The sequence below is a fragment of the Pseudomonas sp. M2(2023) genome (assembly GCF_030263955.1).
Classification (GTDB): domain Bacteria; phylum Pseudomonadota; class Gammaproteobacteria; order Pseudomonadales; family Pseudomonadaceae; genus Aquipseudomonas; species Aquipseudomonas asiatica.
This window is the reverse complement of record NZ_CP127114.1, coordinates 2,506,704-2,531,535: the sequence shown is the minus strand read 5'-3', so window position 1 is coordinate 2,531,535 and position 24,832 is coordinate 2,506,704. Positions and strand designations below refer to the sequence as shown.

Below are 24,832 nucleotides of genomic sequence, written 5' to 3'. Positions count from 1 at the left end.
TCCCTGAAAGTAAAAATAGGCGGTAGTCAGCGTCAGTCTTGAGTGACCTTTGCGCTGTAGAGCACTTGATAGGCGGCGCTGAATCCGTTGTCGTCGCGGTTCAGCACCAGGCAATGCTCAAGGCTCGCGGCGTGGGGCGCGCCCTGAATGAACGGCAGGTTTGCCACTGGCTGCTGCAAACCGGCAATCGGCGGCACGCTTTGGGCCTGCAATGCGCAACGCGCAAGCATCAGATCCACCAGGCTCGGCGCTGCGCTGAGAATGCCGTTTATCGCCAACCCGCTGGTGATGTGCGAGGCGCGCGCAAGGGCCAGCGTCTGGCACAACACGCGGTCTTTGTGCGCATCGCCGGTGCCGCTGCACACCAACAGATCGGTTGGGCTGTCGGGCAGGCTCAAGCGACCGAGGGTGGCATGGGCCGTCATGTCGCCGAGGCACGCCTGAGGGCCGGCCGGCAGGTCTTCGCGCCGGCGCAGCACCAATGCTGCCGCGCCCTCCCCGGCAATGCCGCCGGTGCCCCGAAGGTCAAACGGCAGCAGAGTGTTCGAGCCGTTGGCGCTGATGCCCCCCGCCTGGACCAACCCGGACAGCGCCAAGGCATCCAGCTCGCTGCCCGCACCGACAACGATTGCCGCGTCGATTCGGCCATCCTGCAAAGCGGCCGTAGCCTCACGCAAGGCTGCCAGGTTGCCGGCGACACCTTGCATATAGGCGTTGCACTCACCCACCAGTTTCAGCGCCAGGCTGGTGACACCGAGCAAGCAGTTGCTCAAGCCTTTGAGCACCAGAAAAGGGTCCTGGGCACGGTCTTGCAGGATCCGTTTGGCGAACGCCGCCATGTCGGCGACGCCGTCCTGCCGACAGCCGAGCAACAACTCGGCATAGGACTCCAGAGACGGATGGGTGTAGCCGCCCTGACAGCAATACAAACCAAAACGGACATCCGCCTGCTCATCGGCCAGGCCTGCCTCTTCCAACGCCTGACGTACCGCGCTGACACCCCAGATCACTGCCGGCGTGCAGTAACGCTGAAGGTTTTGCGCAAGGTCTTGTCGGCTGCGTTGGTGGTCCTGATCCTGAATTTGCCCGAACGCCACCACGCGTTCGCTGCTGAACCTTCGGGCGTTCAGCGCCGTAATTGCACTGCGCCCTTCGTTCGCAGCCGCCCAGAAAGATTCGACACCCCAGCCGCTGGGCAACACGCAACCCGCACCGGCAATCGCGACCGCCTGTTTCATCGCGGCGCCTCCCGGTACTTGCCCAGCGCCAGTGAAGTGTTGAGGCCGCCGAAACCGAAGGAGTTGCTCAGGGCAACGTCCACCTTGCGCTTGACCGCTTGATGGGCGCAGTAGTCGAGGTCGCATTGTTCGTCAGCATCATGCAGGTTCAGGGTCGGCGTGACCCGATCATCCCGGCAGGCCAAGGCCGTGAGCATGAATTCGGGTGCTCCGGCGGCCGCAATCAGGTGGCCGAACTGGGATTTGTTGGCCGTCACCAACAACCGCCGATAATGTTCGCGCTCGGCGAACAGGGTCTTGATCGCCAGGGTTTCGGCGGCATCGTTGAGGGGTGTCGACGTACCGTGGGCATTGATCAGATCGACCTGTTGCGGCTCCAGCCCGGCATCTGTCAGGGCCGCCTTCATCGCCAGCACCGCTCCCCGGCCCTGCGGGTCGGGTGCGGTGATTTTGTAGGCATCCAGGCTGCTGCCGAAACCCAGCACTTCGGCGTACGGCGTTGCCCCTCGGGCGAGCGCCCGCTCGAGGGTTTCGAGCACGACAAAGCCACCGCCTTCACCCGCAATCAAGCCACTGCGATGGCGGTCGAATGGCCGACAAAGTTCGGTGCCCCAACGCTGCTCGCTGCTGGCGGCGCCGAGCAGATACAGCGCGGTCATGGTGTCCAGGCTCAGCACCGAATCGGCGCCCCCGGCAATGGCCAGCTCGACCTCGCCGCGACGGATCATCTGGAATGCATTGCCGATGGCCTGGGATGCTCCCGCGCAAGCGCTGCTGATATTGATCACCGGGCCTTCACTGCCGATGCCATCGGCAATTACCCGCGCAAGGCGGTCGTTGCTCTGAAACAGTGAACTGTCAGGATCGACCTGCGCCTGTCGCGCCATCAACTGAGCCCAGGACGGTGCCTGCGCCGGGTCATCCGCCAGGCTGAGCAGCATGTCCTGCAAACGATGAGCAGGTGCGCCGGACGCTGACAATACCGCCGCGCCACGCAACTGTTCGGGGCTCAGGCCACTGTCGGAAATGGCTTGGGTGGCCGCGACCCAACCAAAACGGGTGCGTTTTTCCAGCGACAACCCCCAGGCCGGATGGTCTTTCAAGTGTGCCGGCATCAAGCCCATATCCACGGGTGCTGCGTAACGCACGGGGAACGCACCCGCCTCGACACCTTCCGGTTGCCATGGCCGAATGCAATGCTCGCCGGCCAACATTCTTTGCCACATGGACTGCCACTCGAAACCGAAGCCGGTGACGGCGCCCATGCCCGTGATCACGATCCGCCTGGGGCTCATGGGTAACTCTCCATTGTCTCTGTGTCCGACGACGTTCTGGCCAGCAGCACCGCGCCCCAATGCCCACCTCGGCTATGTTCGAGCAACAGCGTGTAACGGCTGCAATCCAGTGCCCAGGTCACAGCGATTTCGCTGAGCAAGGCGCTGGCGCCCAAGTCACCTACCAACGCCCTGGAGTGTTCGAGGGTGTGCCCCGATAGGGTGAACAACGCGGCAATCTGCGGGTCCTGTGCATCGGCGACGACTTGCCCGACATCGCTGAGGCATAGTTTTTCGTTGCTCAAAGCACGCTCGATGACGTCGCGACCAACCGCCAGCCCACGCTCGGGTTGCGCGCTGTAACCACGGGCAAACCCGGCAATGCGCAACGCAGATTGAGCACCGCGGTCCGGTTTGGTCGTCAGCAACAATGCCGCAGCACCTTCGCCGAAAACCCACGGGCCGGGGTTCACAGGTGGGTGTGTAGCGTCACGCAGGTACAATGCCGGGGTGATATTCGGGCTGCTACTGACCACGACGGCAGCATCGGCACGGCCTTCGCTCAGATGGGCGGCGGCTTCCATCAAAGCATCCAGTCCTGCATTGCCCTGGGAGCAAAAACCGCCCATGGGGCCCTTGCAATGCAAGGCCTCAGCCGCGTGGGCCATGACGCTGCTGTTGAGCATCATCAGCGCATGCAGCGGCGGTGTGTGGGCAAAGAATTGCGCCAACAGATCCGCCGGTTGTGCGCCAATGGCCTGCACTGCATCCCAGCACGAGCTGGGGCCATCCACTTCCGGAATGGCAGCGGTCAATGCGATCCGCTCATCGGGCAGTTCCAGCTCACGCAAGGCCTCGGCGAGGCGGCCGGCGCAATACAGCAGGCGCGCGCCCTGAGGCTCGAGGCTGCGGGACAATTTGCGGTCGTACACACCAGCCGGCAAGGCGGGCGCTGTGACACAACGGGCCAGGCGTGCCGGGTCGAAATCCAGCGGTTGCGCGGCCTGAGGTTGACTGTCACGAGGCGCACATTCAGTACCGGCGGCGTTGAGTACCGACGCTGCAGTGATATAAACAGCAGTTGAATTGGATCTGGTCATGTCATGCCCTGCCCAGCACCAACGAACTGTTCACGCCACCAAACCCGAAGGAGTTTGAGAGCACGACATTGATCGGTTGCTGCAACGGTTCGCAAAGGAATTTCAACTCCGGAAATTCGGATTTTTCCGGCTGAAAATTGAGGGTCGGCAAGGCCACTCCCGACTGAATGCTCATCAACGACAGCACCGCCTCAATGGCACCACTGCCGGCCAACGAATGCCCTACGGCAGATTTGTTGGCGGTGAACGTCATCTGCTCCAGGGTTTCGCCGAACACCTGCGCCAGGCCCAGGGCCTCGCAACGGTCATTGGCTTGTGTCGACGTACCGTGAGCATTCACATGGTCCACAGCGGCACTGGGCAGTTCGGCATCGGCCAGGGCCGCGGTCATGCAGGCCGCGTACTTGCTGCCATCGCGGCTGCTGGAGGTGATTTTCTCTGCCTCGCACAGGTTCGCGTAACCCAGCACCCGGCCCAGCGAGCGGGCCTGACGACGCTCGGCATGCTCGCGGGATTCCAGTACCAACAGCGCCGCCCCTTCACTCAGCACAAAACCGCAGCGGTCTGGCATGAACGGCCGGCTTTGTTCTTGTGGGGAAAAGTCCACTCGCTGGCAGAGTGCGCCCAGCCCATCAAAGCTGTAGTAGGACAATTCATGGGCCATCAACTCCACCGCGCCACACAACGCCAGGTCGATCTCGCCACGGGCGATCGCTCGATAGGCGCTGCCGATGGCCATGGTGCCAGCGGCACAGGCATCGGAATGTGTGGAGATATGGTCACGTACACCCAGCCATTCGGCGAGATGGCGGGTTTGCTGATCAACCCGCCGGGCGAACGCCCCACCGCTGAGGGTGTGGTTATCCAGGTACTGGTCAAGATCGACCCGCCCCTGATCGTCCATGTAACGGCTGGCGTCCCGCAAATCACCGCTCATGCAGTATTTATTGGCCCCGACGAAAATACCGCTGGCGACCCGGGCAAATGCGCCGTCGGCCAACCCGGCATGGGCCAACGCCTGACGGGCCACGTAATGCGCCAGCCATTCCTGGCGGGAGGTGGTCTGCAGATCGCCCGGAAAGGCCGCAGCGATCACCTGCCATTGTTGCTCATCGATAAACCCGGCCGCCGGGTTCGCAAAGCCCAGTTCGACAAACGCCGGGTGCTGGCGAATGCAGGAACGGTTTTCGCTGATCGTCGTGAACAGCGAGGCTGCATCCAGTGCCGTGGGAGCCACCAGACCATAGCCGGTGACCAGAACCTCTCGGGCCTGCATCAAGGCAACCCCTACGCCGAAGCCTTCAACTGGGCGGCCGCGTACTGCTCAACCAACAGACGCGAGATCGAGTCACCGTCCAGAGGGGTCAGACGAGCACTGCAACCGCCACACACCACTTGTTTGCGTTCATTGAGTTGGGCATGCACCGCGCCACACTCAGGGCAGGTCTCGGGGAGGTAGTTGAAAACGTTATGGCATTGCTGCGCCCAGTTGCGCACGGTGGTGGCCGAGAAGACATCGCCCGGCTGCATGCCCGCGTGCAACTGGCCCGGCGCATAAGCGCTGAGGCTCTGCTCCAGCAAGGCCACGCCGTCCTGCGTGATTCGACCTTTTTCGACAAACCGGGTGGCGTCGCCGAACACCGCTACCGCGTGATCCAGCACGCTGGTTTTCGGCAAGGTGCAACCGTACTGACGGCCCAGCTGGAAGCTCAGGTCGACGATGTCCAGCGAGTCGGCGCCGAGGTCGTCAACGATACTGCTGTGCTCTGCCACGTCGGCCCGGTCCAACACCAGCAACTGCGCAAGAATCTCCTGTGTACTGCTGATAACGCTGTCCAATTCCAAGGGATTGTTCATTGATTGTTTCCCTACAAAAGCCGCATTGAATGAATAAATTCATCGGGCCAAAAAATGCTGTTTTCAGGCCAGATATATCGAGGGCCGGGAGTCTAAAGTCTCCCCCTAAGGGGAGAGTCAACGTGCCAGCATTGCTTTTTGCGAGAAATCCCGACGGGCCTTGAAACCTTTGATTTATGCAGCTCAATAGTGCTTGGAGAGGGATCGTAGAATGACAAAATCGATTGCTTGAAACAGCACGATAGTTCCAGAAGTGGGATATATCCGTGCCCGCAAGAACCAGAGGCATCATGCGCAGCGGAACGGTTTTCTTCGAGGCGTGAATCTATTCGATCAGTAGGTTATTGCCTGCGTTCACCGGCTTGCCGATCAAGTGATAAACCAGCCCCACTGCAAAGCCGGTCAGAGGCAACAGCCAGATGGCCCAGCGGTGGGTTGCACGCCATTGGGTCGCGTGATCGAGGGAGAACAGAAGCAGCGCGGATACTGATCCCGCAAGAAGCGCTACGGCGCTGGCAAGCACCAGCCATAGGCTGCTGGAGTATCAAAGGGTATTTTCGGGAAAATTTTTCTGATTCCGGCGTTTCTCATGGGCCAGGGCCTTTGGAAGTTGACTACCCATGTCATTCTCCGTAGATGAACCAACCTTACTACAGCCCTGCTCGCTGAATATCACCTGATGACTCATACCCGGGCGTCCAGCGCCACGTCGGCGCGGACAAGTGTTCAAAGAAGAAATCGGAAACAGCTCTGATCTTCACTGGCCGGGTTCGCGCAGACGGTGTCACGAAATACAAGCCGCCCCGAGTCATACTCCACTCCGGCAAGATTCTTTCCAAGCGCCCATCCGTCAGGTACTCACTCGCGATGAACTCAGGCAGTTCAGAGATGGCCATCCCTTCTAGCAACATTGGGATCATCGCCTCCGAATTAGTGACACGCAAAGGCCCGGTAGGCACGATATCCTCTTCTACTCCAGATGCATGAGTGAATCTCCAGACCTGCGTCCGAGCACGGTAGGCGTAGCTAAGGCAAGGCATACTTGCCAGCTCTCGGGGGTGCTTCGGCCTACCGTGCTGATTGAGGAAGGCCGGTGAGGCGACAAGAAACTGAGTCACGGCACAGAGTTTTCTAGCCACCAATGAGGAGTCGGGTAATGCAGCGATCCTCAAGGCCGCGTCAAAACCATCCGCGATCAGGTCGACCGAAGCGTCGGACAAATGGAGGTCTACCGAGAGCTCTGGATACTGCCGAATGAGTTGGGGCATCAAGGGCGCGACCCATCTCAAGCCGAACGACATGGGGATCGCGAGGCGAACCAGGCCGCGAGGTCGAACGGAGAGCTCCATCGCCTCGCCTTCCACCTCTTCGGCCTGTCGGTAGATTTCCCCAGCCCTGCCCGCCATGCTCTGACCGAACTCGGTCAATGAAAGTTGTCGAGACGTGCGGTTGAACAGGCGCCCCCCCAGTCGCTCCTCCAGCCGTGCTACCGCCCTGGAAACTGTGGGCACTGAAACGCCCATGACTCTGGCGGCGGCTGCGAACGAACCCTCCTCAGCTACCTTGGCAAACATCGCCAACCCTTCAAAATCCGGAAGTTTGCTCATTTCATTTCTGCAACGATGAGTTTACAACAATTCTATTTTGGTTTTTTCCGGTCGTCGATACGCTTCTCCCAACGCAACATCACAAACACTGGAGAAGATCATGACTGGCAAGCTTGAAAACAAAATCGCAATCGTGACTGGCGGAACTTCGGGTATCGGCTTGGCAACTGCCAAGCTTTTCGCTCAACAAGGCGCACGAGTATTCATCACTGGCCGCCGCCAGGCGGAGCTGGACAACGCCGTCGCACAGATTGGTAGCGCAGTCGGGGTTCGAGTGGATTCTTCCAAGCCGGACGAACTCGATGCCCTGTACCAGCAGGTCGCTGCAGAGCACGGGCGTATTGACGTGTTGTTCGCAAACGCAGGGGGTGGCTCGATGTTGCCTCTGGGAGACATTTCTGAAGAGCACTACTACGACACTTTTGATCGTAACGTCAAAGGTACGCTGTTCACGGTTCAGAAAGCGCTGCCACTTCTGGCCCAAGGCGCTTCGGTAATTTTGACCGGTTCCACTGCGGCCAGCTCGGGCACACCCGCATTCAGCGTGTACGCGGCCTCCAAGGCTGCAGTGCGTGCCTTCGCCCGTAACTGGATCCTCGACCTGAAAGATCGCAACATCCGGGTAAACACCATAAGCCCCGGCGCGACTCGCACCCCGGGTCTGGTAGACCTCGCCGGCCCGGACGCAGCTCAGCAGCAAGGCCTGCTGGACTACCTGGCATCGCAGATTCCCTTGGGGCGCGTCGGCGAGCCTGAAGAGATTGCCAAAGCCGCTCTGTTCCTGGCGTCCAGCGACGCCAGCTTCGTCAACGGGGCCGAACTGTTCGTCGACGGTGGCCAGGCGCAAGTCTAACGAGTAAAGGCCGCGACAAATGCGGCCTTCCCTCACTATTTGAGGAAGCCTCTCGGTGTCGTCTCGGCCCACCCTCTTGAGATTGCCCCTTCACTTCGGCTTCAGCATTCCAGCCGATGAAGGCGTTCACGGCGCTCTGCTGGTAGCGGTATCGGTGATCGGTGCCGTGGCAGGTTCGGTAGCCAACTTCGTGCACCCTTATGTCATGCGTGAAAAAGGCTGGGTCGGCCCGCAACACAAACGCATCCAGCGCAACGACCTGCTGTTCGCGGTATTCGTCGGTATCGTCATCAACCTGGCGATCTGGATCGTCGGCGCGGAAATCCTGCGGCCCAACGGCATCGAGGTGAAAACGCTCGGCGACCTGGGCAAGGCGTTGGAACTGTTCTTCGGCCCGATCGGCTGGTACATCTTCTTCGTAGGCGTATTCGCCACTTTGTTCGCCAGCATTTCCGGCAAGACCACTGCGTTCCCCATGCTGATCACCGACGCTTTCCAACATGTGAAGCCCGAACGGCGCGAACGCTATGGAAAGGAATTCCACAACGACCCGATGCACAAGTGGTTCATGTTGTTCATCCTGGTGACGCCACTGGTCTGGTCGATCCCGGGCATGCCCGACTTCGTGACCCTTACCATCGGTGTCAGCGCGCTGAACATCATCGGCCTGCCGGTGATCTCGCTGGGCCTGCTGATCATGTCCAACCAGAAATCGCTGCTGGGCAAGGCGTACCGCAACAACTGGTTTGAAAACATCGCGCTGGCATTCGCCACTGGCCTGGCGTTATGGGTAGCCCTCCAACTTGCAGTGGACCTTATCGCCTGAAGGTAATTGGCGGCCCTGGCTCAATGTTGGCCAGGGCTTCTTTGTGCGCCTCTGGCCCTGCGCGCCAATACCACTTTGATGCAAACCAGCAGCGGCGCAGGCACGACAAACAACAACACAACAGCATTGAACACAGTGTCGAAGGCAATTACCGCTCCTTGTCACGCCACTGCCCGCCTCAACAGACTGGTAGCTGCACGGCCAATTTGGGATAAGTGAATTACTGCTACGCTTTTCAGTAGCTGTCCGGGAATATTCGACGCCGCATTAGTGATTCATCACAGACGAGTTCCGTTGTCGGTCGGGCCCACCCTTTGCTCATCCAAGGTGCCGACATGGCTGAGTTCAAGAAGCGTTCAACCAAACGGTTGTCCAGGGTAATAGACGACATCCGTGAAGATAAGAATTTTCACTCGCTCAAGGAGAGACTGGAGGCCGGCAAACGTCTACGAGATGTCGTGCCGCGAGCGGCTCATGCAACGTGGAAATGCAAGCCCAAGCAGCGTGATCCTGTCGGCTTGCTCGAACTGTCCAACCGTGACCGACATCCGGCACTGGTGCCTGTGCGTTACGGGCGAATGCTGCGCAGTTCATTCACCTTCTTGCGCGGCTCGGCCGGCCTGATGGCACGCGACCTCGCCACACTGCCTTGCACCGGCGTACGCGTCCAGGCGTGCGGCGATTGCCACCTGCTCAACTTTGGCTTGTTCGCCACCCCTGAACGCAACCTGATCTTCGATATCAACGACTTCGACGAGACGCTTCCTGCACCTTGGGAATGGGACATCAAACGGTTGGCGGTCAGTTTTGCCGTCGCCGCCCAAGACAATCGGCTGAACGATAAGGAGGCAGGACAACTGGCCATGGCCTGCGTGCAGGCCTACCGCAAACGCATGCGTGAATTGTCGGAGATGAGTCCGCTTGACGTCTGGTACGACCGCTTGGACGCTCAAGCGATCATCGACATGGCACCCAGCATGAAATACCGCAAAGCGCGGCAAGAGTTGATAGCCAGGGCCAGAACGCGCATTGGGGACTACCTGTATCCCCAGATCAGTGATGAAGTGGGCGGTAGGCGGCGCTTGGTCGACCAGCCGCCAATCCTGTTCCATATCCATGAAGCCGGTTTTGCCAAGCGCGTGAAGCTGGCTCTTGAGGATTACCGCAGTTCATTGCTACCCGAGCGCAGATTTCTCTACGACCGTTATCGCCTCGAGGACTTTGCAGTAAAAGCCGTAGGCATCGGCAGCGTGGGCACGTTCTGCTTCGTTGGCTTGTTCTTTTCGGCCGAAAACCATCCGCTACTGCTGCAATTCAAGGAAGCCTGCCCATCAGTGCTGGCGCCCTATGCCGGCAAGAGCGAATTTGCCAATCAAGGTCAGCGCGTGGTTACCGGCCAGCGCCTTTCGCAGTCCGCCAGCGACATTTTTCTGGGCTGGACCGAAAGCAGCAAGGGCCGGCAGTTTTTCGTCAGACAACTGCGCGATATGAAGATGTCATTGCCGGTGGAAGGTGCGTCTTTCGAGCAGATGAACATGTATGCGCAGGTGTGCGGCATGACATTGGCGCGGGCGCATGCCAAGTCAGGGGACGCAGCACTGATCAGCGGATATCTCGGCAAGTCGGACGCCTTCGATCAGGCCCTTGGCAAGTTTGCCCTGGCTTATGCCGAGCAGAATGCCAGGTACCACGCGGCGCTGGTCAACGCCGAGAAAAAAGGCAGGATAAAAGCGTTTCGCGAGGAAGACGATTGAGCACTGCCATGGCCTATGCCCGGGAGTGACCCGACTGCATTTATCTGGATTCAAGAAGATGAATGAAAATCGTGTTTCCACTGTGCATTCAAGCTCCTTCCGTTTCAACAGAACCGCTCTCGTCGCGGCCACACTGATGTTGACCGCCTGTTCCACGCTCGGCCCCTCTACTATCGAGCGCGATAGAAGCGATTACGCGACCGTCATAGCCACGACCTGGAAAGAACAGACCCTGTTGAACATCGTCAAGTTGCGCTACGCCGATGCCCCTGTGTATCTGGAGGTGTCTTCGGTGATCAGTTCCACGGCCATCCAAAGCCAGGTAAACCTTTCCGCAAGTTGGTTCAGCGGTTCACCAGCCGAGGGTAACAGCCAGACATTGGGCGCTTCGGGCCTTTATACGGATCGCCCTACCATCAGCTACACACCGCTATCCGGTGAACGCTTTTCCCGCTATCTGCTCACGCCGCTTTCGCCAGCGGCGATATTCTCGCTGATTCAGGCGGGCTATCCGGTCGATCGCGTGCTGCACCTGACCACGCGTGCTGCAAACGGCTTGTACAACAGGTCTACCTCCCCGTCTCGTTTACGTTCAGCAGACCCTGAGTTCTATGCGGTGCTGGATGCACTTAGACGGATTCAGCGTTCGGAAAAGCTGGGTATGCGGATCAGTCAACGTGCCGGGGCTGACAGTGAGTTGCTGCTGATTGCCGACTCCAGGTCGGAGATCGTCGAAAATGATCGCCGGTTGGTGCGCCAGTCGCTGCACCTTCGACCCGATGCGGAGGTACTGCACCTCACTTTCGGCTCGGTGCAGCGGAACGATTCCGAAGTGGCCTTGCTGACGCGCTCGATGTCGGAGATCTTCTCGGAAATTGCCGCCACCATCGACGCCCCGCCCATCCATGTGCAAGAAGGGCGGGCAAACCCCGCGCCTGCCCTTCCTGTGGTTTCCAGCGAGTGGGACGCGCCACTGGTGCGTATCTTCTCAAGCGAGCACAAGCCAGATAATGCCTATACGGCCGTGCGCTATCGCGATCACTGGTTCTGGATAGACGATCGCGACCTGAGGTCCAAGTCCGAGTTTCTGTTCATCCTTGTGCTCTTGTCCCTTGCCGAAACCGGCGTCGCGCCGGAAACACCAGTCATCACCATCCCCGCCAACTAGTCCGGCAGCGGATACAGGCTTTGCAGCAAGCGGTCCTGTGCGGACTGTGGACCTAGGTAGCGAACGAACAGCGCCTCACCTTGCGGGCCCGAGAGGGCCTGGCTCAAGGCGGTATCCACCAACAAGCGAAAATCAACATCTCCCCTTGGCATCGACAACGCCACCCGGCTCATGACGAACAGGTGATCCGGAACCCACAGCTGGTCGCGTTCGGCTTGCCGGGCCTGGTGGGCCAGCAGGACCACCCTGTCTCCGAGGAACGCGTCGACCTTGCGGTCGGCCACCCGTTGCACCCCCTCCTCGTACGTCGACACTTCCTCGAGCGTGGATTGCAAGCCAAGCTGGCGGATCCGCTCATGGGCCCAGCGGCTGCTCAAGGTGCCACGCAATACGGCGAAACTGTGCTTGCTCAGCCCTGCATTGATCGTCGCGCGCCAGCGCGGGCCGGTATTGTCCGTGCTACCGCTGAGGGGGCTGAGCAAGCTGGCAGGTGCATCGCGCCTGACCAAAGCCGCGAGGCCGGAGGTAAACACCGGAATGGAAAAATCCAACGTGCCTCGTCTGGTTTTGGTTTCCACCATCGGTGTACACAGCAGGTCGACCTGCCCGTTGCCCACGGCCCGAACAGCCTCTGGCTCTGCCAGTGAGTGCCAGCGCACCTGCAAGCCAGCGAGCCCTGGCAATTCCCGAATACGTGCGACGACTGCTTGGCAAAGGTCGATGGAATACCCCTCCGGAGCCTGATCGCTGCCTGATGAGAAGGGTGCGAACCCCTCCATGAATCCGAGGTTCAGCACCTGCTCCTGGCGTAACCGGCCCAACGTGTCGGCAGCGGCGACGGTGCTGTCCGCTGACGCGCACGACAGCAAACTGAAAAGACACCAACCGGTCACTTTCGATCCGCGCTTCATGGCGCACCTCCGATCATGTCCAGCGCCTTGACGAAACGTTTGGCAATGAAGCCGAACAGCAGGTAACCCAGCGCCATGATCAGTGCCGCACCGAATACGGCTTCCAGGCCCGAGGCGTACAGTGCGTAGAAGCAATAGCAAACCGCGACCACCATGATTGCGCTGTTACGGCGAATAATGGCTGCCTGTACCTGGGCCTTGTACATGATCACCAACAGCCCGGTCAGCGAGGTGATGTAGGGGATGATGTTGGTCACGGCAGCCAGGTTCACCAGTTTGCTGAACTGGGCGCTGGCATTGGGCGAGAGCGTCGACAGGGCAATGAGGCTCTGCAGCACCGCGCAGGTCAGCATGCCCGCCAGTGGCACGCCACGGGCCGTGGTGCGTGTAAACAGCGTTGGGAAAAGCCCCTGCCCGGCGGTGACCCTGGCGGTTTCAGCCAAGGTGAACTGCCAGCCAAGCAACGAACCGACGCAAGCGATCACCGCCAATGCCATGATCACGTTGCCGACGGAGTCGTTGAACATCTGTGCATAGACCATGGCGAAGGGCGCGCTGGCGTTGGCAAGCTCCGGATTCGGCACGATGCCCTGGATGACACTGGTCGAGAGGATATAGATCACGGCCGCGCCAAGGGTGCCGAGCAAGCATGCCAGAGGCACATTGCGCTTCGGATTTTCCACCGCGTCGGAGTTCTGCGCAGCTGATTCCATACCCAGGAACGCCCACAAGGTCAGTGGAATGCTGTTGGTTATGGCCTGAGCCACCGGCATTTGACCTGGATTCCAGGCGTCCTGGAAGGTTGCGAGGCTGAACCAGTACCAGCCGATCAAGCTCAAGCCGGCAACCGGGACGATGACACCCCACACGCTGACCGCGCCAATACGACCGGTAACCTCGGCGCCACCCAGGTTGGACAAGGTGGTAAACCAGATCAACATCACCGCTCCTGCCAGTAGCGGCCCGCCGCCACTGCCAAGCCAGGGAATGAAAGGCGTGAGGTAGCCCACGGCGGAAATGGCGATGGCCACGTTGCCAATCATCAGTGACAGAAAGTAAAGGTAGGAGCACAGAAAGAAAGCAGACTTGCCATGGGCTTGTTCACTGTAGGCAGACATGCCACCCGATTGCGTGCAGTAGATGCCGCATTGCGCGAAACAGTAGGCGATAGCCATCGAGCCTATGGCCGTGATCACCCAGGACAACAGCGAGACAGCGCCGATCTGCGCCATGCTCGCCGGCAGCATGATGATGCCGGACCCCATCATGTTTACCGTGACCAGTGTCGTCAGTCCGACCAGGCCCATTTTCTTTGCTTTTTCACGCATGGCGGCAACCTCCGCGAAAGCCTGTCGAAGAACCGATCGTCACTTTCCAACGCTGCGTCCCAACCGACGGGCCCCAGGTGCAGCGCTTATGCCGTGCAATACCACGCTGAGCACGACGCAAGCGATAGTCGTGGCGATGATCGTGCTGCCCTCTTGCAACCGTGCATCGAGTACCAGCACAGCGAAAACGATAGACGCTAGACCACGCGGCCCGAACCAGCCAATGAACAGACGGCTATCGGCAGTCAGTTCGCTCCCGGCAAGGCTGACCCAGACAGGCACCATACGCACCAGCGACAGGCTCAGCAGCGCGTAGAACCATACCGAGGGCGACAGGATTTGCGAGGCCTTGGGCGCAACGTAGGCACCGAACACCACCCAGGTCAGCAGCGAAAGCGCTTCACCGCAGGATTCGCCGGTCTTGAGCAGCAGTTGCGTTTCCCGATTGAACAGGTACCCCGTAAGCAATCCTGCGCAGAATGCCGCGATGAAACCGCTTCCGCCCATTGCCTGGGCACTGGCGAAACTCAGCAACGCCAGGGCGGGCATTACCAGTTGTTGCCAAGACTCCACCTGCAGGCAGCGGCGCTGCGAAAGACGCAACAACCCTCCCACCATCAGCGCCAGCACAGCCCCCGTCAGTGCGCCGATACCCAACTCCTCAAACAAGAAGTATCCCCCCAGGGCAAAAGGCATCGTCGAGCGGCTCTCCATCAACAATGCCAGCAACAAGAGCAGCACCGGCACGCAAATGCCATCGTTCAACCCGCTTTCGACATTCAGGCTTTCACGCACGCTGGCTGGCACGAGGGGGTTGGTCACCACTGCCTTGCCAAGGGCGGCATCGGTGGGGGCCAGGATTGTCGACAACAGGGCCATTTCCAGCCAGGGCATGCGTGGAAACATCAGCCACGCAGCTAGCCAACCGGCGACCAGGGTCAGCGGCAAGCCGATCGCCAGCAGGCGCAGCGGCAGGCTCCGGTTGCGGCGTAACTGAGCCAGATCAGCATGGGCAGCATCGCTGAACAACACGATCGCCAGGGTAAGCTCGGCCAGTAGCCGAAGATCATGGCGGTCCAGGGAAAGGTTCAGTAACCCGAGCCCGGCCGGGCCGGCCACCAGGCCCGCCAGCAGGAACAACAGCGGCCCGTTGACGGGTCTGGATTCGAGCGCGCCGGCCAGGTTGGCGTAAAGCACCAGCAAGGCAGCCAGGACAGCCAGATTCTGATACATGACAACCCACCGTGATCGACACGACTGTATAAAAACGCTACCACTGCGTCCGTGGCGCGGCGATCCCAAAGGCGGCAGAAGTTATCTTAGGTCAACAGTTGAAGTAATTAACCTGCAAGACCGCTGCGCATCGGGCGGTGCCAGCCCCAATGCCCTCGACATCGACCGCAAGCATTGTCATGGAACTGACCTGTGCTTGGCTTTTATCAAGTCCAATTGGCGGTGGCAGCGTAATTTGCCAATGACCATTGGCCGGCTACGGACAAGAATCATGAACCGCCCCGCTCCCTCACGCGTTCGCCTGTATGACGAACAAGATCTCGATAGCGTGCTGCGTACAATGGCGTATCAGGCCCTGGCGCTGATGCCTGCGCAGCCCCTGGTACTGGTGGGAATTCAACGCCGAGGTGAGCCTTTGGCACGGCGCTTGCAACTGCACTTGCAGCAACTGACCGGAAGTGCCGCGCCACTGCCGCTCTACCCGATCAAGGTCAAGCGCTACGCCGACGACCTCAGCCTCCTGCATGCCCATACGCAGCTCACCGAGAACCCTGAGCTGGCCAAACTGAATCTGGCCGAAACCACCTTGCTGGTGGTCGATGACGTGCTGTACGAAGGGCACTCCCTGCTGCGCACCTGCGCTTACCTGGCTGAGATTGGGGCGCGACGGGTACTCAGCGCGGTGCTCGTTGACCGTCACGCCTGCCGCCAACCCGTGCATGCACACATCGTGGGCATACACCTGCAAGTCGCCGAGCAGGACATCGTCGAATGTCATGTGCCGCCTTTCGAAGCGGATTTCAGCGTGGAAGTGATTCGCCACGGCCGAGCCGGCGATACCGCCTGAATCAATCGGCTGACGGGGGCCTGACTGCCAGAACGCTGCACGGGGCATGATTGACGAGCCGTTCGGTAGTATCGCCGATCAGCTTGGCCCAACGTCTGGGCTGCACCACGCCGACCACCACCACATCGATCTTCAGCGTGGGGACGAGAGACTGAATGACGCGCAGCGGCGCACCTTCGATAAAGTGGCGCTGCGCATAGGGAATGCCATGGATATCGGCCAGTTCATCGAATGGTAGCTGGAGTGACTCGCGCACTTGCTCCGCCCATGGCGCTGCCAGGTCGGGATTGGCCAGCATGGCCAACGGTAGATCGTAGACCGACAGCAGATGGACCTGGCCGTTGCATGGGCTCGCCAGTTGCCGGCCTGCCTCCACCAGCGCATGGTTCAGCGCTTGCTGCGCAAGGTCGGCCTTGGCCACATCCACGGCCACCAGTATGTTCGCGGGCATGGCCCTGGCCTCGGCAGGCACGAGCAGCAATGGCACCTTACTGGTATGCAGCAACACATGGTCAACCGAGGATTTGTCGTTCAGGCCAGGTACCGGACTGGCGGGTAGCCCCTTGATCACCAAGTCAGGCGCAAAGCGTGCAATGCACGCCGGTACGAGGTCACGCGCCATGGAGCTTTCCAGCGCTTCGAAGGTGGTGTGCAACCCTGCGGGCGCCTGCTCGTCGAGCAAAGCCTTTAGCCCGGCACTGAAGTGCGCGAACGCGGCTGAAGGTTGTGAAGCTTGCTGCCCTGGCTCGGGCAGGCCAGGCTCAGTGGTGGCGTGGATGCCCAGTACGTGCAACAAGGCACCTGACGCTCGAGCCAATGCCATGGCCCGATGCATCGCGGCATGGGCCTGGACCTTGGTCATGACCAGAAGAATCCGGCGGTACGGGCTCATCAGCCACCTCCTGGCGCGAATATGGGGTGCCGCACCGCTGTCATTATCGAAGCTGCCGCTCAGCCAATCTTGATAAATATCAAGGCCATCAAGCCCCAGTGCGTCACCCTTGGCCTGTACCGGTGGGCCTTCATCGAGGCTGCCATCGCCGTGGAGGCCATCATGAACGCTTACTCGCGACTGCTACTGATCTGCCATCCAGACCTGCACCCCTCGCCTGCCCTGACGCGTGCTCAGGCGCTGGCCAGTACGACAGGCGCCACCTTGCACCTCGTGGTGCTCAGTCAACTGCCCTCACGCCTGGCCACCCTGGACCAGGTGCTGCGCAGCAATGCCCGCAAGCAGGACGCCGAGCACCGCAAGGCTTGGCTCGCCGACCAGGTGAAGGCGCTGGGCGAACTGGGCATTACCGCCTACGCCGAGACACTGGACGATGAAGACCCGCTCAAGGACTTGATCCGGCTGGCCCAACTGCACCGGGTGGAGATGGTGATCAAGGACATCAGGCACGAAACCGCCTTGAGCCGTGCCCTGCTCACCCCCTTGGACTGGCAACTGCTGCGCCGTTGCCCGATCCCGATGCACCTGGTGGCCCAGGCTGAAACCAAGCTGCCAGCGCGCATCCTTGTCGCCGTGGATCTTGTCGAGCACGACCCGGTGATCGACAGGCTCAACGACCACATCCTGCAATCGGCACAGGCACTGGCACAGCGATGCAAGGCGCAACTGCACCTGCTGCAGGCCTATGAACCCAGCACCAGCTTCGTTGCCTATGCCGCCGCACCCGTGGCCTGGACTGACAAGCTGGTAGAGGAAATATCTGGTCGCGCGCGCGAGCGCATGGCGACGTTCGGCGGCCGCTACGGCATCAAGCCAGATCATCTGCACCTGGTGCGAGGCGCTGCCCGTAACGTGGTCAGCGACTACGCGAACAAGCATGGCTTCGATGTGGTAGTGATGGGTACGCTCTACCACGAGGGGGTGAGCAAGGTCGTTGGCAGTACTACAGAGCAAACCCTGTACAAGGTTCACTCCAGCATTCTGGCGATCCACGGTTGAACGATCACCTGCCTGGTTTCACCTTCTCCCTGGAGTGAAACCAGGCGAACTGACCTCAGTCGCGATGCCAGTCGATACTCAAGTACACATCGCTGTCGCTGTAACGGTAGCTGCAAGTTCCATCGTAGGCGGCCTCCAGCTCATGACCGATGCGGTTGGCCAGGTGGGTACCAGTGGTGGTTGCTACCAGTTGATCCTGCTGGTACTCGATGGCTATCAAGCGCTCAAGAACATGCCTTTGCCTTTCCTGTTGCTCCACGTTATGCATGAGTTTGCGAATCTCCTCTTCGTGCGCTGCCAGAAAACGGCCCGACACCCGCACTTGTCCGGCAGCGGCACGGTCCTCGATACGTCGGCATGCGGGGCAGACAATCGAATCCACCGGCCCAGGCCCCATCGCCCCATAGGCGTGCCACTCCCCTCCGTGGTAGACAACGCCACATTGCGGACAACGCGCGCTGCCGCCAGAACGAAGCGGCGTGGCATAGGGGTCGAACGGGTGTGGCTTGAACAGTTTGTCCTTGTGGCTTTTCTGGTATTTGTCCATTGGCGTACTCTCCGTGCAGGGTATAGGTGCGCAGGCCTTGGCATGCTCTGACCTGCCCAGTGTCCGCCTGCTGGCTATGCTCGACTTGATAAACGTCAAACCCCACAGTCCAACTCAGCTTATGTTGCTATGTACGACCAATGGAGCGCAGGGCATGAATGACACACCGCCGTTACTGTTCGCCCTGCGAGGCAGCCAGGCCTATGGGAATGCCGTGGCGCAACGCCTGGGGTGGACACTGTCAGCACATGAAGAGCGTGACTACGAGGACGGAGAACACAAATGCTGGCCTGGCGAATCGGTCGACGGTCGATCGGTCATCGTCTTTCACTCGCTCTATGGCGACGCGCACCACAGCGCACACGACAAGCTGTGCCGGTTGCTGTTCTTCTGTGGTGCGCTCAAGGACGCCGGTGCCAGCCAGGTGACAGCAGTCACGCCTTACCTGTGTTATGGCCGCAAGGACCGCAAGGTGGAGTTTCAGGATGCGACCATCACCCGCCATGTGGCTTGCCTGATGGAAAGCATCGGTGTCGACCGCGTGGTGGCGCTGGACGTACACAACCCCAGCGCCTTCGACAACGCCTACCGAGTCCCGAGCTGGAACCTGCAATGCACCGAGCTGTTCGCCCAACACCTGGCCCCGCTGCTCGGTGAGCAGGCAGTCACGGTCGTGTCGCCGGATATTGGCGGCATCAAACGCGCCGAGCAGTTTCGCCAGGTTCTGGCGGACCTGCTCGGGCGCCCGGTATCTGTGGCCATGATGGAAAAGCACCGCCAGCAGACGGGCCTGAGCGGCGAACACCTGGTGGGTGACGTGGCAGGTAGCACTGTCATCGTGTTCGACGACCTGATCAGCACGGGGCAGACGCTGCTGCGCGCAGCTCAGGCCTGCCGACAGGCCGGAGCCAGCCGCATGCTGGCCGCTGCCACCCATGGCCTGTTCACCACTGGTGGCGAGCTATTCGACAGCGGGGTATTCGAACGGGTACTGGTGGCCGATAGCATTGCGCCCTTTCGCCTGCCCGTGCGATGCCTGCAGCAGCTGGATATCGTCGATACCAGCGCCCTGGTCGCCGAGTTGCTTGCCAACCGCCGGGGCTGGGGAGCATGAACCCCAGACATCGCCCTACACCGCCAGGATATTGCAGGGTATCTGGTACAACACATGCTCCGTGGTGCTGCCGAACAGTCGGTCCAGCCCACGGGCAAGCGGCCTGCCCATGACGATGACGTCCACCGGGTGGGTCTCGACATATTCACTCAGCACCGCGACCGGGCGGCCCAGCAGGAAGTGCCTGCGTTCGGCCGGCGCACCGTAGCGGTCGGCCAGCGCCTTGAAATCGTCCTCCAGGGCGTGGCGCAAGGACTCGCCGACGTCGCCAATAGCCCAGGCGCCATATCCCATGTCGCCCATGTAGGCCATGGTCAGGTCACAGGCGAACAGCAGGTCCAGTTGCGCGCCGGTCTGCAAGGCCAGCGCATTGGCCTGCTGGACGATGCTGTTATTGCGCGCCTGACCCTCGGGTGATTGATCGGCCACGTCCACCGCCGCGACGATCTGGCGAGGCAAGGCCGGTCTGGCGGCGCCCAACAGGTAGACCGGGATCGGGCAATGGCGCAGCAACTGCCAGTCCAACGGGGTAAAGAAGGCCCGCTTGAGCACCGGCTCGTGCTCGACCTGCTTGAGCAGTACATCCGGCTGCATCTCCAGGGCATGTTCGAGAATATCCGCCTGCAGATCGCTGCTCCAGGCGACTTCCGTCGTCACTTGCACACCCGAGGCTCGTAGCACCTTGGCCTGAGCCTCAAGCTGGTCTTGCTGGGATTGCAGGTAAGCCTGCCGCTCGCTCCGAGGGTCACCTGTCTCCAGGAACCTGAGCTTGTCCAGCGACTCCAGCAAACCCACTATGTGCAGGCTGGCCGAACTTGACCTGGCCAGGGCGGCAGCCTGTTCCAAGGCACAGGACTGGCACAATGCCGGGCGCAGGATCAGCAACAGGCGTTGATAGTGGCTCATGGTAGCCTCCAATGATCGGTTCGCCTGATCACTCAGGGATTGGGGGTTGCATCAAAGGTGCTGGTTTTTCCGGGATATCGGTCATGGTTGCCTCGGTCAGCAGCAGGATGCTGGCGACGGAAACAGCATTCTCGAGGGCGATGCGCACCACTTTGGTGGGGTCGATGATGCCGGCCTCGTACAGGTCGACATAGGTGTTGGCCGCCGCGTCGAACCCGATACTGCCCGTTTCGGCGAGCATGCGTGCCACCACCACACCCGCATCCACCGCGGAATTATCGGCAATCATCCGCGCCGGGGCCTCCAGCGCACGGCGCAGTATCTGCAGGCCCGTACGCATATCGCCTTCGCTGTTCGCCTCTTCAGCGAGCAACACCGACACAGTCTTCAGCAAAGCCAGGCCGGCGCCAGGCACGATGCCTTCGGCGATGGCTGCACGGGTGGCGGCCAGGGCATCGTCCAATGCGTCCTTGCGCGCTTTCATCTCCGCCTCGGAGGGTGCCCCGACACGTATCACTGCCACTCCGCCGGCAAGCCTGGCCAGGCGTTCGTGCAGTTTTTCCCGATCATAATCGCTGGTGCTGGCCTCGATCTGGGCGCGGATATGCGCAACGCGGGTAGCCACCGCTTGCTGCGTGCCACTGCCTCCAATCAACGCGGTGCTGTCCTTCAACACCACCGCACGGTGCACTTGGCCAAGCTGGGACAGCTGCAACTGATCGAGCGTGACGCCAAGCTCTGCCGACACCAGGGTCGCCCCCGTGAGCACCGCGATGTCCTGAAGTATTTCCTTGCGCCGGTCGCCATACCCAGGAGCCTTCACCGCCACCGCGCGCAGTACGCCGCGGATCTGGTTGACTACCAGCGTGGTCAGGGCCTCGCCGTCGATGTCCTCGGCAATAACCACCAGCGGCTGACCGCTTTTCGCCACCTGTTCCAGCAGGGGTAGCAGATCGTTGAGTGCGCCGATCTTGTGATCGCATAGCAAGACACAGGCATCGGTCAGTTCGACCTGCATCTTCTCGGTGTCGGTGACGAAGTAAGGCGACACATAGCCTCGGTCGAAGCGCATGCCATCCATGATCTCGACCTTGGTTTCGGTGGTCTTGGATTCCTCGATGCTGACCACACCTTCCACGCCAACCTTTTCCAGGGCATCGGCGACCAACTGGCCAATCAACGGATCGTTGTGCGCTGACAACGTCGCCACTTGTGCTTTTTCCTTGGCAGTGCAGACCTGTCGTGACTGCGCCAGCAACGATTTGATGACCAGCGCCAAGCCCTTGTCCAGGCCTCGCTTGAGATCGATGGCACTGGCTCCGGCCACCACGTTGCGCACGCCGTCGGCCAGGATCGCGTGAGCGAGCACAGTTGCGGTACTGGTGCCATCACCCACCGCTTCACCAGTGCGCTCGGCCGCCTGGCGCAGCATCTGTGCGCCGAGGTTTTCCTCCGGATCCTGCAGAAAGACGCGTTTGGCGATGGTCACGCCATCGTTGCAGACAGTCGGTTTACCCCAACTGCTTTGCATCAGTACCGATTTCGATTTGGGCCCTAGCGTAACGCGCACGGCATCGGCGAGCTGGGTGGCACCACTGAGGATTTTCTCCCGCGCTGCGGAGCGAAACAGGATTTTGCTGTGGGGCATGGTATTGCCTCCCGTTCAGGCCAGGGCAGAGAACAACTGCTGCCAGCATCCCGCTGCACCGTGTTGGGTGCTTGATTTTTATCAACCCTACAGGGCGCTGAACGCCGCGCTCAGCGTTGATCCAGGTACCGGTACAGGGCTTCTTCCTGGTCGAAATGCAACTTGGCCAAGGTGTCCAGGCGTATCAGCTGGTGCTGGATGTCGTCAGGGCTCGGGCTCGCTGCCGCCCGGTTGAAATCCTGGCTCATGCAGGAAAGAAGATGGATGAGGCGGAAGATTTCCCGGTGGGTATGGCTCATCGCCGAGAGCGGATCTTCGCCCTGCATGAAGCGGCTCAGCAGCGGATACAAACGACGCTCGTCATCGCGCTCGTGGCGCTCCAGAAGGTCATGCAGGCCGGTGACCAGTTTGCCCAGGTCGTCCCGCGCCTGCTCGATGGGGCGTTTGGCGAAATCGCAGGCCATCTGGCTCAGCTCCGTCAGCAACCCGTCGAGTTGCCGATGCTCATCCTGCAACCGATCCAGGTCCTCGACGGCAAGCCCGCTGCGTCGTCCGGCCGTCAAGGGGCCCAGCGCACGCAAGGCGTTGACGATGATCAACAGGTCGATACCTTCCTGCAACACCGCCCCCAGCAGCGCGGGCAGGTAGCCGGCGGCGGCAACCAGCATGGCCAGCAACGACAAGCTCATGCCCACCCATACCCCCTGACGGGCGATGTACACGGCGTACCGGGCGATATCCAAGGCATCGACCAATCGATCGAGACGATCGACCAGCAACACCACACCGGCCGCCTGGGCAGAGGCCGTGACGCCAGAAGCGCCCATGGCAACCCCGACATCGGCCGCCGCCAATGCTGGCGCATCGTTGATGCCATCGCCGACCATCAGCGAGGGCGCCATGCGGCAGCCGTCCTGCACCAGGCGAATCTTGTCGACTGGCGAGAGCCCCGAGCGAAGCTCATCGATACCCGCCGCCAGCGCAACCATTTCCGCCGTTTCCGGGCGGTCACCGGTGAGCATGACGACCTTTTCGATCCCGCGCGCCCGCAGGCGGCGCAGTGTCTGGGGGGTTTCCCGGCGCAAGTCATCGGCCAGCCGCAGTACCGCTTTCAACTCACCGTCAACCGCCACGAAACTGCCGCTGTTGGCCAGGTAGTCCAGTTGCTGCAAACGTGCCTGTGCCCACTGGCCATTGTCCTTCTCGTTCTGCACATAGGCCAGGGCGCCCAAGCGTACAGCCTTGCCTTGAACGATCCCGGCAAGCCCCTGGCCGGGGCTTTCCTGCACCTGCTCGGGCGCGGTCAGCGTCAGGTTGCGCAGGCGGGCAGCATGAACGATGGCCTGGGCAATCGGATGGGTCGATGACTGGGCTAACGAAGCGGCCAACTGCAGCATCTGCAACGGCGCGCCTTGCCCCTTCAGTTCGATCGACTGCAACTGGGCATGACCACTGGTCAAGGTACCGGTCTTGTCGAGGAACACCTGGCGGATGCCGGTCAGGGCTTCAAGCACCTCGCCGTCACGCACGAGTATGTTGCGCCGTGCAGCCCTCGAAATACCCGAGATGATGGCAATTGGCACCGCCAGTATCAGCGGGCAAGGCGTGGCGACCACCAGCACGGCAAGCACTCGCTGCACATCGCCACTGGCCCACCACGCCAGCGCAGCAATGAGCAATGTCAGCGGGATCAGCGCCAGCGCATAGCGGTCGGCCAGGCGCATGAAAGGTGCCCGTGACTGACGTGCCGCTTCGGCCAGTTTCACGATGCCAGCGTAGGTGCTTTGCGCCGCGGTATGCGTGGCCAGCAACAGCAGCGGCGCACCGGAGTTGGTCACCCCACTGGCCACCGGCTCACCGGCATGGCGGGTAACCGGTAACGATTCGCCAGTCAGCGCCGCTTCGTCCAGGGTCGCCTGCTCGGATTGCAACCACCCGTCCACCGGCACGATCTCACCCAGGCGCACCAGTACACTCTGCCCAGCGCGGACTTCGTCCACCGGTACCTCACGCAAACCATCCTGCTCTTGAATCCAGGCCCGCTGAGGGGCCCGGTCGATCAGTGCCCGCAACTCGCGCTCGGCGTGACGCAAGCTGAGAGTCTCCAATGTACGGCCCGAGGCAAGCATCAGCGCAACCACGGCGCCTACCAGCATCTGCTCAAGGGCCAGGGCCGCGCCAATCGACATCAGCGCGATCAGGTCAATGCCCGCCTCACGCCTGGCCAGGCGCCGGGCCATTTCCACCGCCAGCACCGCTGCCATGATCGCGCTGCCGGCGGCCCAGATCAGCGCAGCCCAGGTCGGCCGTTGCGCCGCATAGGCCAGCCCTCCGAGCAGCAAGGCCAGGACGCAGACCAGCAACAGGCTTGGGTCCAGCCATCGACGTGACATGGCGGTCACTTGCGCTTGGCCTGCTGCAGCAATTGTTGGACCTGTTCCTGGGCCTGGGTCGCTCTGCGCAGTGCCTCGTTGGCGGTCTGCTCGACCAGGTCGATGCGGTAGCACACCTGGTCGGCCCGCAAACGGGCGGTAGCCGCGTTGTTCTCGGCCGACTCCAGGCGCGCGTCGTATTCTTCAGCGTGCCAAGGGGTACAGCCCGAAGCCGATGCCAGCAGCAGACTGGACAATCCGGCAAGCAGATAGCGTTGCATGTTGGTGCCCTCGCGCA

Annotated in this window: 22 protein-coding genes and 1 pseudogene; 7 read left to right on the top strand and 16 right to left on the bottom strand. The window is 61.1% G+C overall.

The annotated features are described in order from the left end of the window. Positions 1 to 32: 32 nt before the first annotated feature. From QN085_RS11700 to QN085_RS11670, 7 genes are all read right to left on the bottom strand, one after another. Complete coding sequence (locus tag QN085_RS11700; protein ID WP_023662729.1) at positions 33 to 1,238, bottom strand: beta-ketoacyl synthase N-terminal-like domain-containing protein; 1,206 nt, start codon at positions 1,236 to 1,238, stop codon at positions 33 to 35. After that, the gene (locus QN085_RS11695; RefSeq protein ID WP_285690921.1) at positions 1,235 to 2,533 is read right to left on the bottom strand and encodes a beta-ketoacyl-[acyl-carrier-protein] synthase family protein; all 1,299 of its coding nucleotides are present in this window, start codon (positions 2,531 to 2,533) and stop codon (positions 1,235 to 1,237) included. Before QN085_RS11695 ends, QN085_RS11700 begins: the two co-directional genes overlap by 4 nt. Next, positions 2,530 to 3,456 (bottom strand): beta-ketoacyl-[acyl-carrier-protein] synthase family protein, encoded by a 927-nt coding sequence (locus QN085_RS11690; protein WP_169774764.1) that lies wholly within the window; start codon positions 3,454 to 3,456, stop codon positions 2,530 to 2,532. The genes QN085_RS11695 and QN085_RS11690 overlap by 4 nt, the downstream gene beginning before the upstream one ends. A gap of 157 nt (positions 3,457 to 3,613) precedes the next feature. Continuing rightward, complete coding sequence (locus QN085_RS11685; RefSeq protein WP_031325560.1) at positions 3,614 to 4,888, bottom strand: beta-ketoacyl-[acyl-carrier-protein] synthase family protein; 1,275 nt, start codon at positions 4,886 to 4,888, stop codon at positions 3,614 to 3,616. A gap of 11 nt (positions 4,889 to 4,899) precedes the next feature. Continuing rightward, a complete protein-coding gene (locus QN085_RS11680; protein WP_023662725.1) occupies positions 4,900 to 5,469 on the bottom strand; it encodes an acyl carrier protein in 570 nt (189 codons plus the stop codon). A 325-nt stretch (positions 5,470 to 5,794) separates the two neighbouring features. Beyond that, positions 5,795 to 5,992, bottom strand: coding sequence for a hypothetical protein (locus QN085_RS11675; RefSeq protein WP_023662724.1), 198 nt, complete (start codon positions 5,990 to 5,992; stop codon positions 5,795 to 5,797). Positions 5,993 to 6,119: 127 nt separating this feature from the next. Beyond that, positions 6,120 to 7,076 (bottom strand): LysR family transcriptional regulator, encoded by a 957-nt coding sequence (locus QN085_RS11670; RefSeq protein WP_023662723.1) that lies wholly within the window; start codon positions 7,074 to 7,076, stop codon positions 6,120 to 6,122. Between the two features lie 100 nt (positions 7,077 to 7,176). Between QN085_RS11670 and QN085_RS11665 the strand changes: the two genes are divergently transcribed. The 4 genes and pseudogenes from QN085_RS11665 to QN085_RS11650 all read left to right on the top strand — a co-directional run bounded on the left by QN085_RS11665 (position 7,177) and on the right by QN085_RS11650 (position 11,677). Beyond that, positions 7,177 to 7,929, top strand: coding sequence for an SDR family NAD(P)-dependent oxidoreductase (locus tag QN085_RS11665; protein ID WP_023662722.1), 753 nt, complete (start codon positions 7,177 to 7,179; stop codon positions 7,927 to 7,929). Between the two features lie 97 nt (positions 7,930 to 8,026). Then, positions 8,027 to 8,755: pseudogene (locus QN085_RS11660) on the top strand (NRAMP family divalent metal transporter); the annotation flags it as partial. Positions 8,756 to 9,090: 335 nt separating this feature from the next. Continuing rightward, entirely contained in the window at positions 9,091 to 10,509 is a 1,419-nt protein-coding gene (locus QN085_RS11655; protein ID WP_082041844.1) for a DUF2252 domain-containing protein, read from the top strand. 58 nt (positions 10,510 to 10,567) lie between these two features. Then, positions 10,568 to 11,677 (top strand): hypothetical protein, encoded by a 1,110-nt coding sequence (locus tag QN085_RS11650; protein WP_052484808.1) that lies wholly within the window; start codon positions 10,568 to 10,570, stop codon positions 11,675 to 11,677. Here QN085_RS11650 and QN085_RS11645 read toward each other — a convergent pair. The 3 genes from QN085_RS11645 to QN085_RS11635 are packed head-to-tail and all read right to left on the bottom strand — an operon-like array spanning position 11,674 to position 15,149. Beyond that, entirely contained in the window at positions 11,674 to 12,588 is a 915-nt protein-coding gene (locus QN085_RS11645; RefSeq protein ID WP_023662720.1) for a transporter substrate-binding domain-containing protein, read from the bottom strand. The genes QN085_RS11650 and QN085_RS11645 overlap by 4 nt on opposite strands. Beyond that, positions 12,585 to 13,916, bottom strand: coding sequence for a putrescine-ornithine antiporter (gene potE / locus QN085_RS11640; RefSeq protein ID WP_023662719.1), 1,332 nt, complete (start codon positions 13,914 to 13,916; stop codon positions 12,585 to 12,587). The genes QN085_RS11645 and potE overlap by 4 nt, the downstream gene beginning before the upstream one ends. 39 nt (positions 13,917 to 13,955) lie before the next feature. Next, on the bottom strand, positions 13,956 to 15,149 hold the full coding sequence (locus QN085_RS11635) for a cation:proton antiporter (RefSeq protein WP_023662718.1): 1,194 nt from the start codon (positions 15,147 to 15,149) through the stop codon (positions 13,956 to 13,958). 271 nt (positions 15,150 to 15,420) lie between these two features. On the opposite strand from QN085_RS11635, the gene QN085_RS11630 reads away from it, so the two are divergent. Further along, positions 15,421 to 15,996 (top strand): phosphoribosyltransferase family protein, encoded by a 576-nt coding sequence (locus QN085_RS11630; protein WP_023662717.1) that lies wholly within the window; start codon positions 15,421 to 15,423, stop codon positions 15,994 to 15,996. A gap of 1 nt (position 15,997) precedes the next feature. On the opposite strand, the gene QN085_RS11625 is transcribed toward QN085_RS11630, so the two are convergent. Further along, entirely contained in the window at positions 15,998 to 16,888 is an 891-nt protein-coding gene (locus QN085_RS11625; RefSeq protein ID WP_023662716.1) for a universal stress protein, read from the bottom strand. Positions 16,889 to 16,957: 69 nt separating this feature from the next. On the opposite strand from QN085_RS11625, the gene QN085_RS11620 reads away from it, so the two are divergent. Next, positions 16,958 to 17,947 (top strand): universal stress protein, encoded by a 990-nt coding sequence (locus QN085_RS11620; protein ID WP_031325551.1) that lies wholly within the window; start codon positions 16,958 to 16,960, stop codon positions 17,945 to 17,947. A gap of 55 nt (positions 17,948 to 18,002) precedes the next feature. Here the strand turns inward: QN085_RS11620 and QN085_RS11615 are convergent, their stop codons facing one another. Then, positions 18,003 to 18,494 (bottom strand): BCAM0308 family protein, encoded by a 492-nt coding sequence (locus QN085_RS11615; protein ID WP_023662714.1) that lies wholly within the window; start codon positions 18,492 to 18,494, stop codon positions 18,003 to 18,005. A gap of 154 nt (positions 18,495 to 18,648) precedes the next feature. Here QN085_RS11615 and QN085_RS11610 point away from each other — a divergent pair, with 154 nt between their 5' ends. Then, positions 18,649 to 19,608 (top strand): ribose-phosphate diphosphokinase, encoded by a 960-nt coding sequence (locus QN085_RS11610; protein ID WP_023662713.1) that lies wholly within the window; start codon positions 18,649 to 18,651, stop codon positions 19,606 to 19,608. A 15-nt stretch (positions 19,609 to 19,623) separates the two neighbouring features. Here the strand turns inward: QN085_RS11610 and QN085_RS11605 are convergent, their stop codons facing one another. From QN085_RS11605 to QN085_RS11590, 4 genes are all read right to left on the bottom strand, one after another. Continuing rightward, complete coding sequence (locus tag QN085_RS11605) at positions 19,624 to 20,514, bottom strand: universal stress protein (protein ID WP_023662712.1); 891 nt, start codon at positions 20,512 to 20,514, stop codon at positions 19,624 to 19,626. Positions 20,515 to 20,542: 28 nt separating this feature from the next. Then, positions 20,543 to 22,162 carry a chaperonin GroEL gene (gene groL / locus QN085_RS11600; RefSeq protein WP_023662711.1) on the bottom strand — a complete coding sequence of 540 codons (1,620 nt, stop codon included), beginning with the start codon at positions 22,160 to 22,162 and terminating at the stop codon, positions 20,543 to 20,545. 110 nt (positions 22,163 to 22,272) lie between these two features. Beyond that, positions 22,273 to 24,555: a heavy metal translocating P-type ATPase gene (locus tag QN085_RS11595; RefSeq protein WP_196183904.1), complete on the bottom strand. Its 2,283-nt coding sequence runs from the start codon at positions 24,553 to 24,555 to the stop codon at positions 22,273 to 22,275. Between the two features lie 5 nt (positions 24,556 to 24,560). Continuing rightward, the gene (locus QN085_RS11590) at positions 24,561 to 24,815 is read right to left on the bottom strand and encodes a hypothetical protein (RefSeq protein WP_024086880.1); all 255 of its coding nucleotides are present in this window, start codon (positions 24,813 to 24,815) and stop codon (positions 24,561 to 24,563) included. Positions 24,816 to 24,832: the final 17 nt, after the last annotated feature.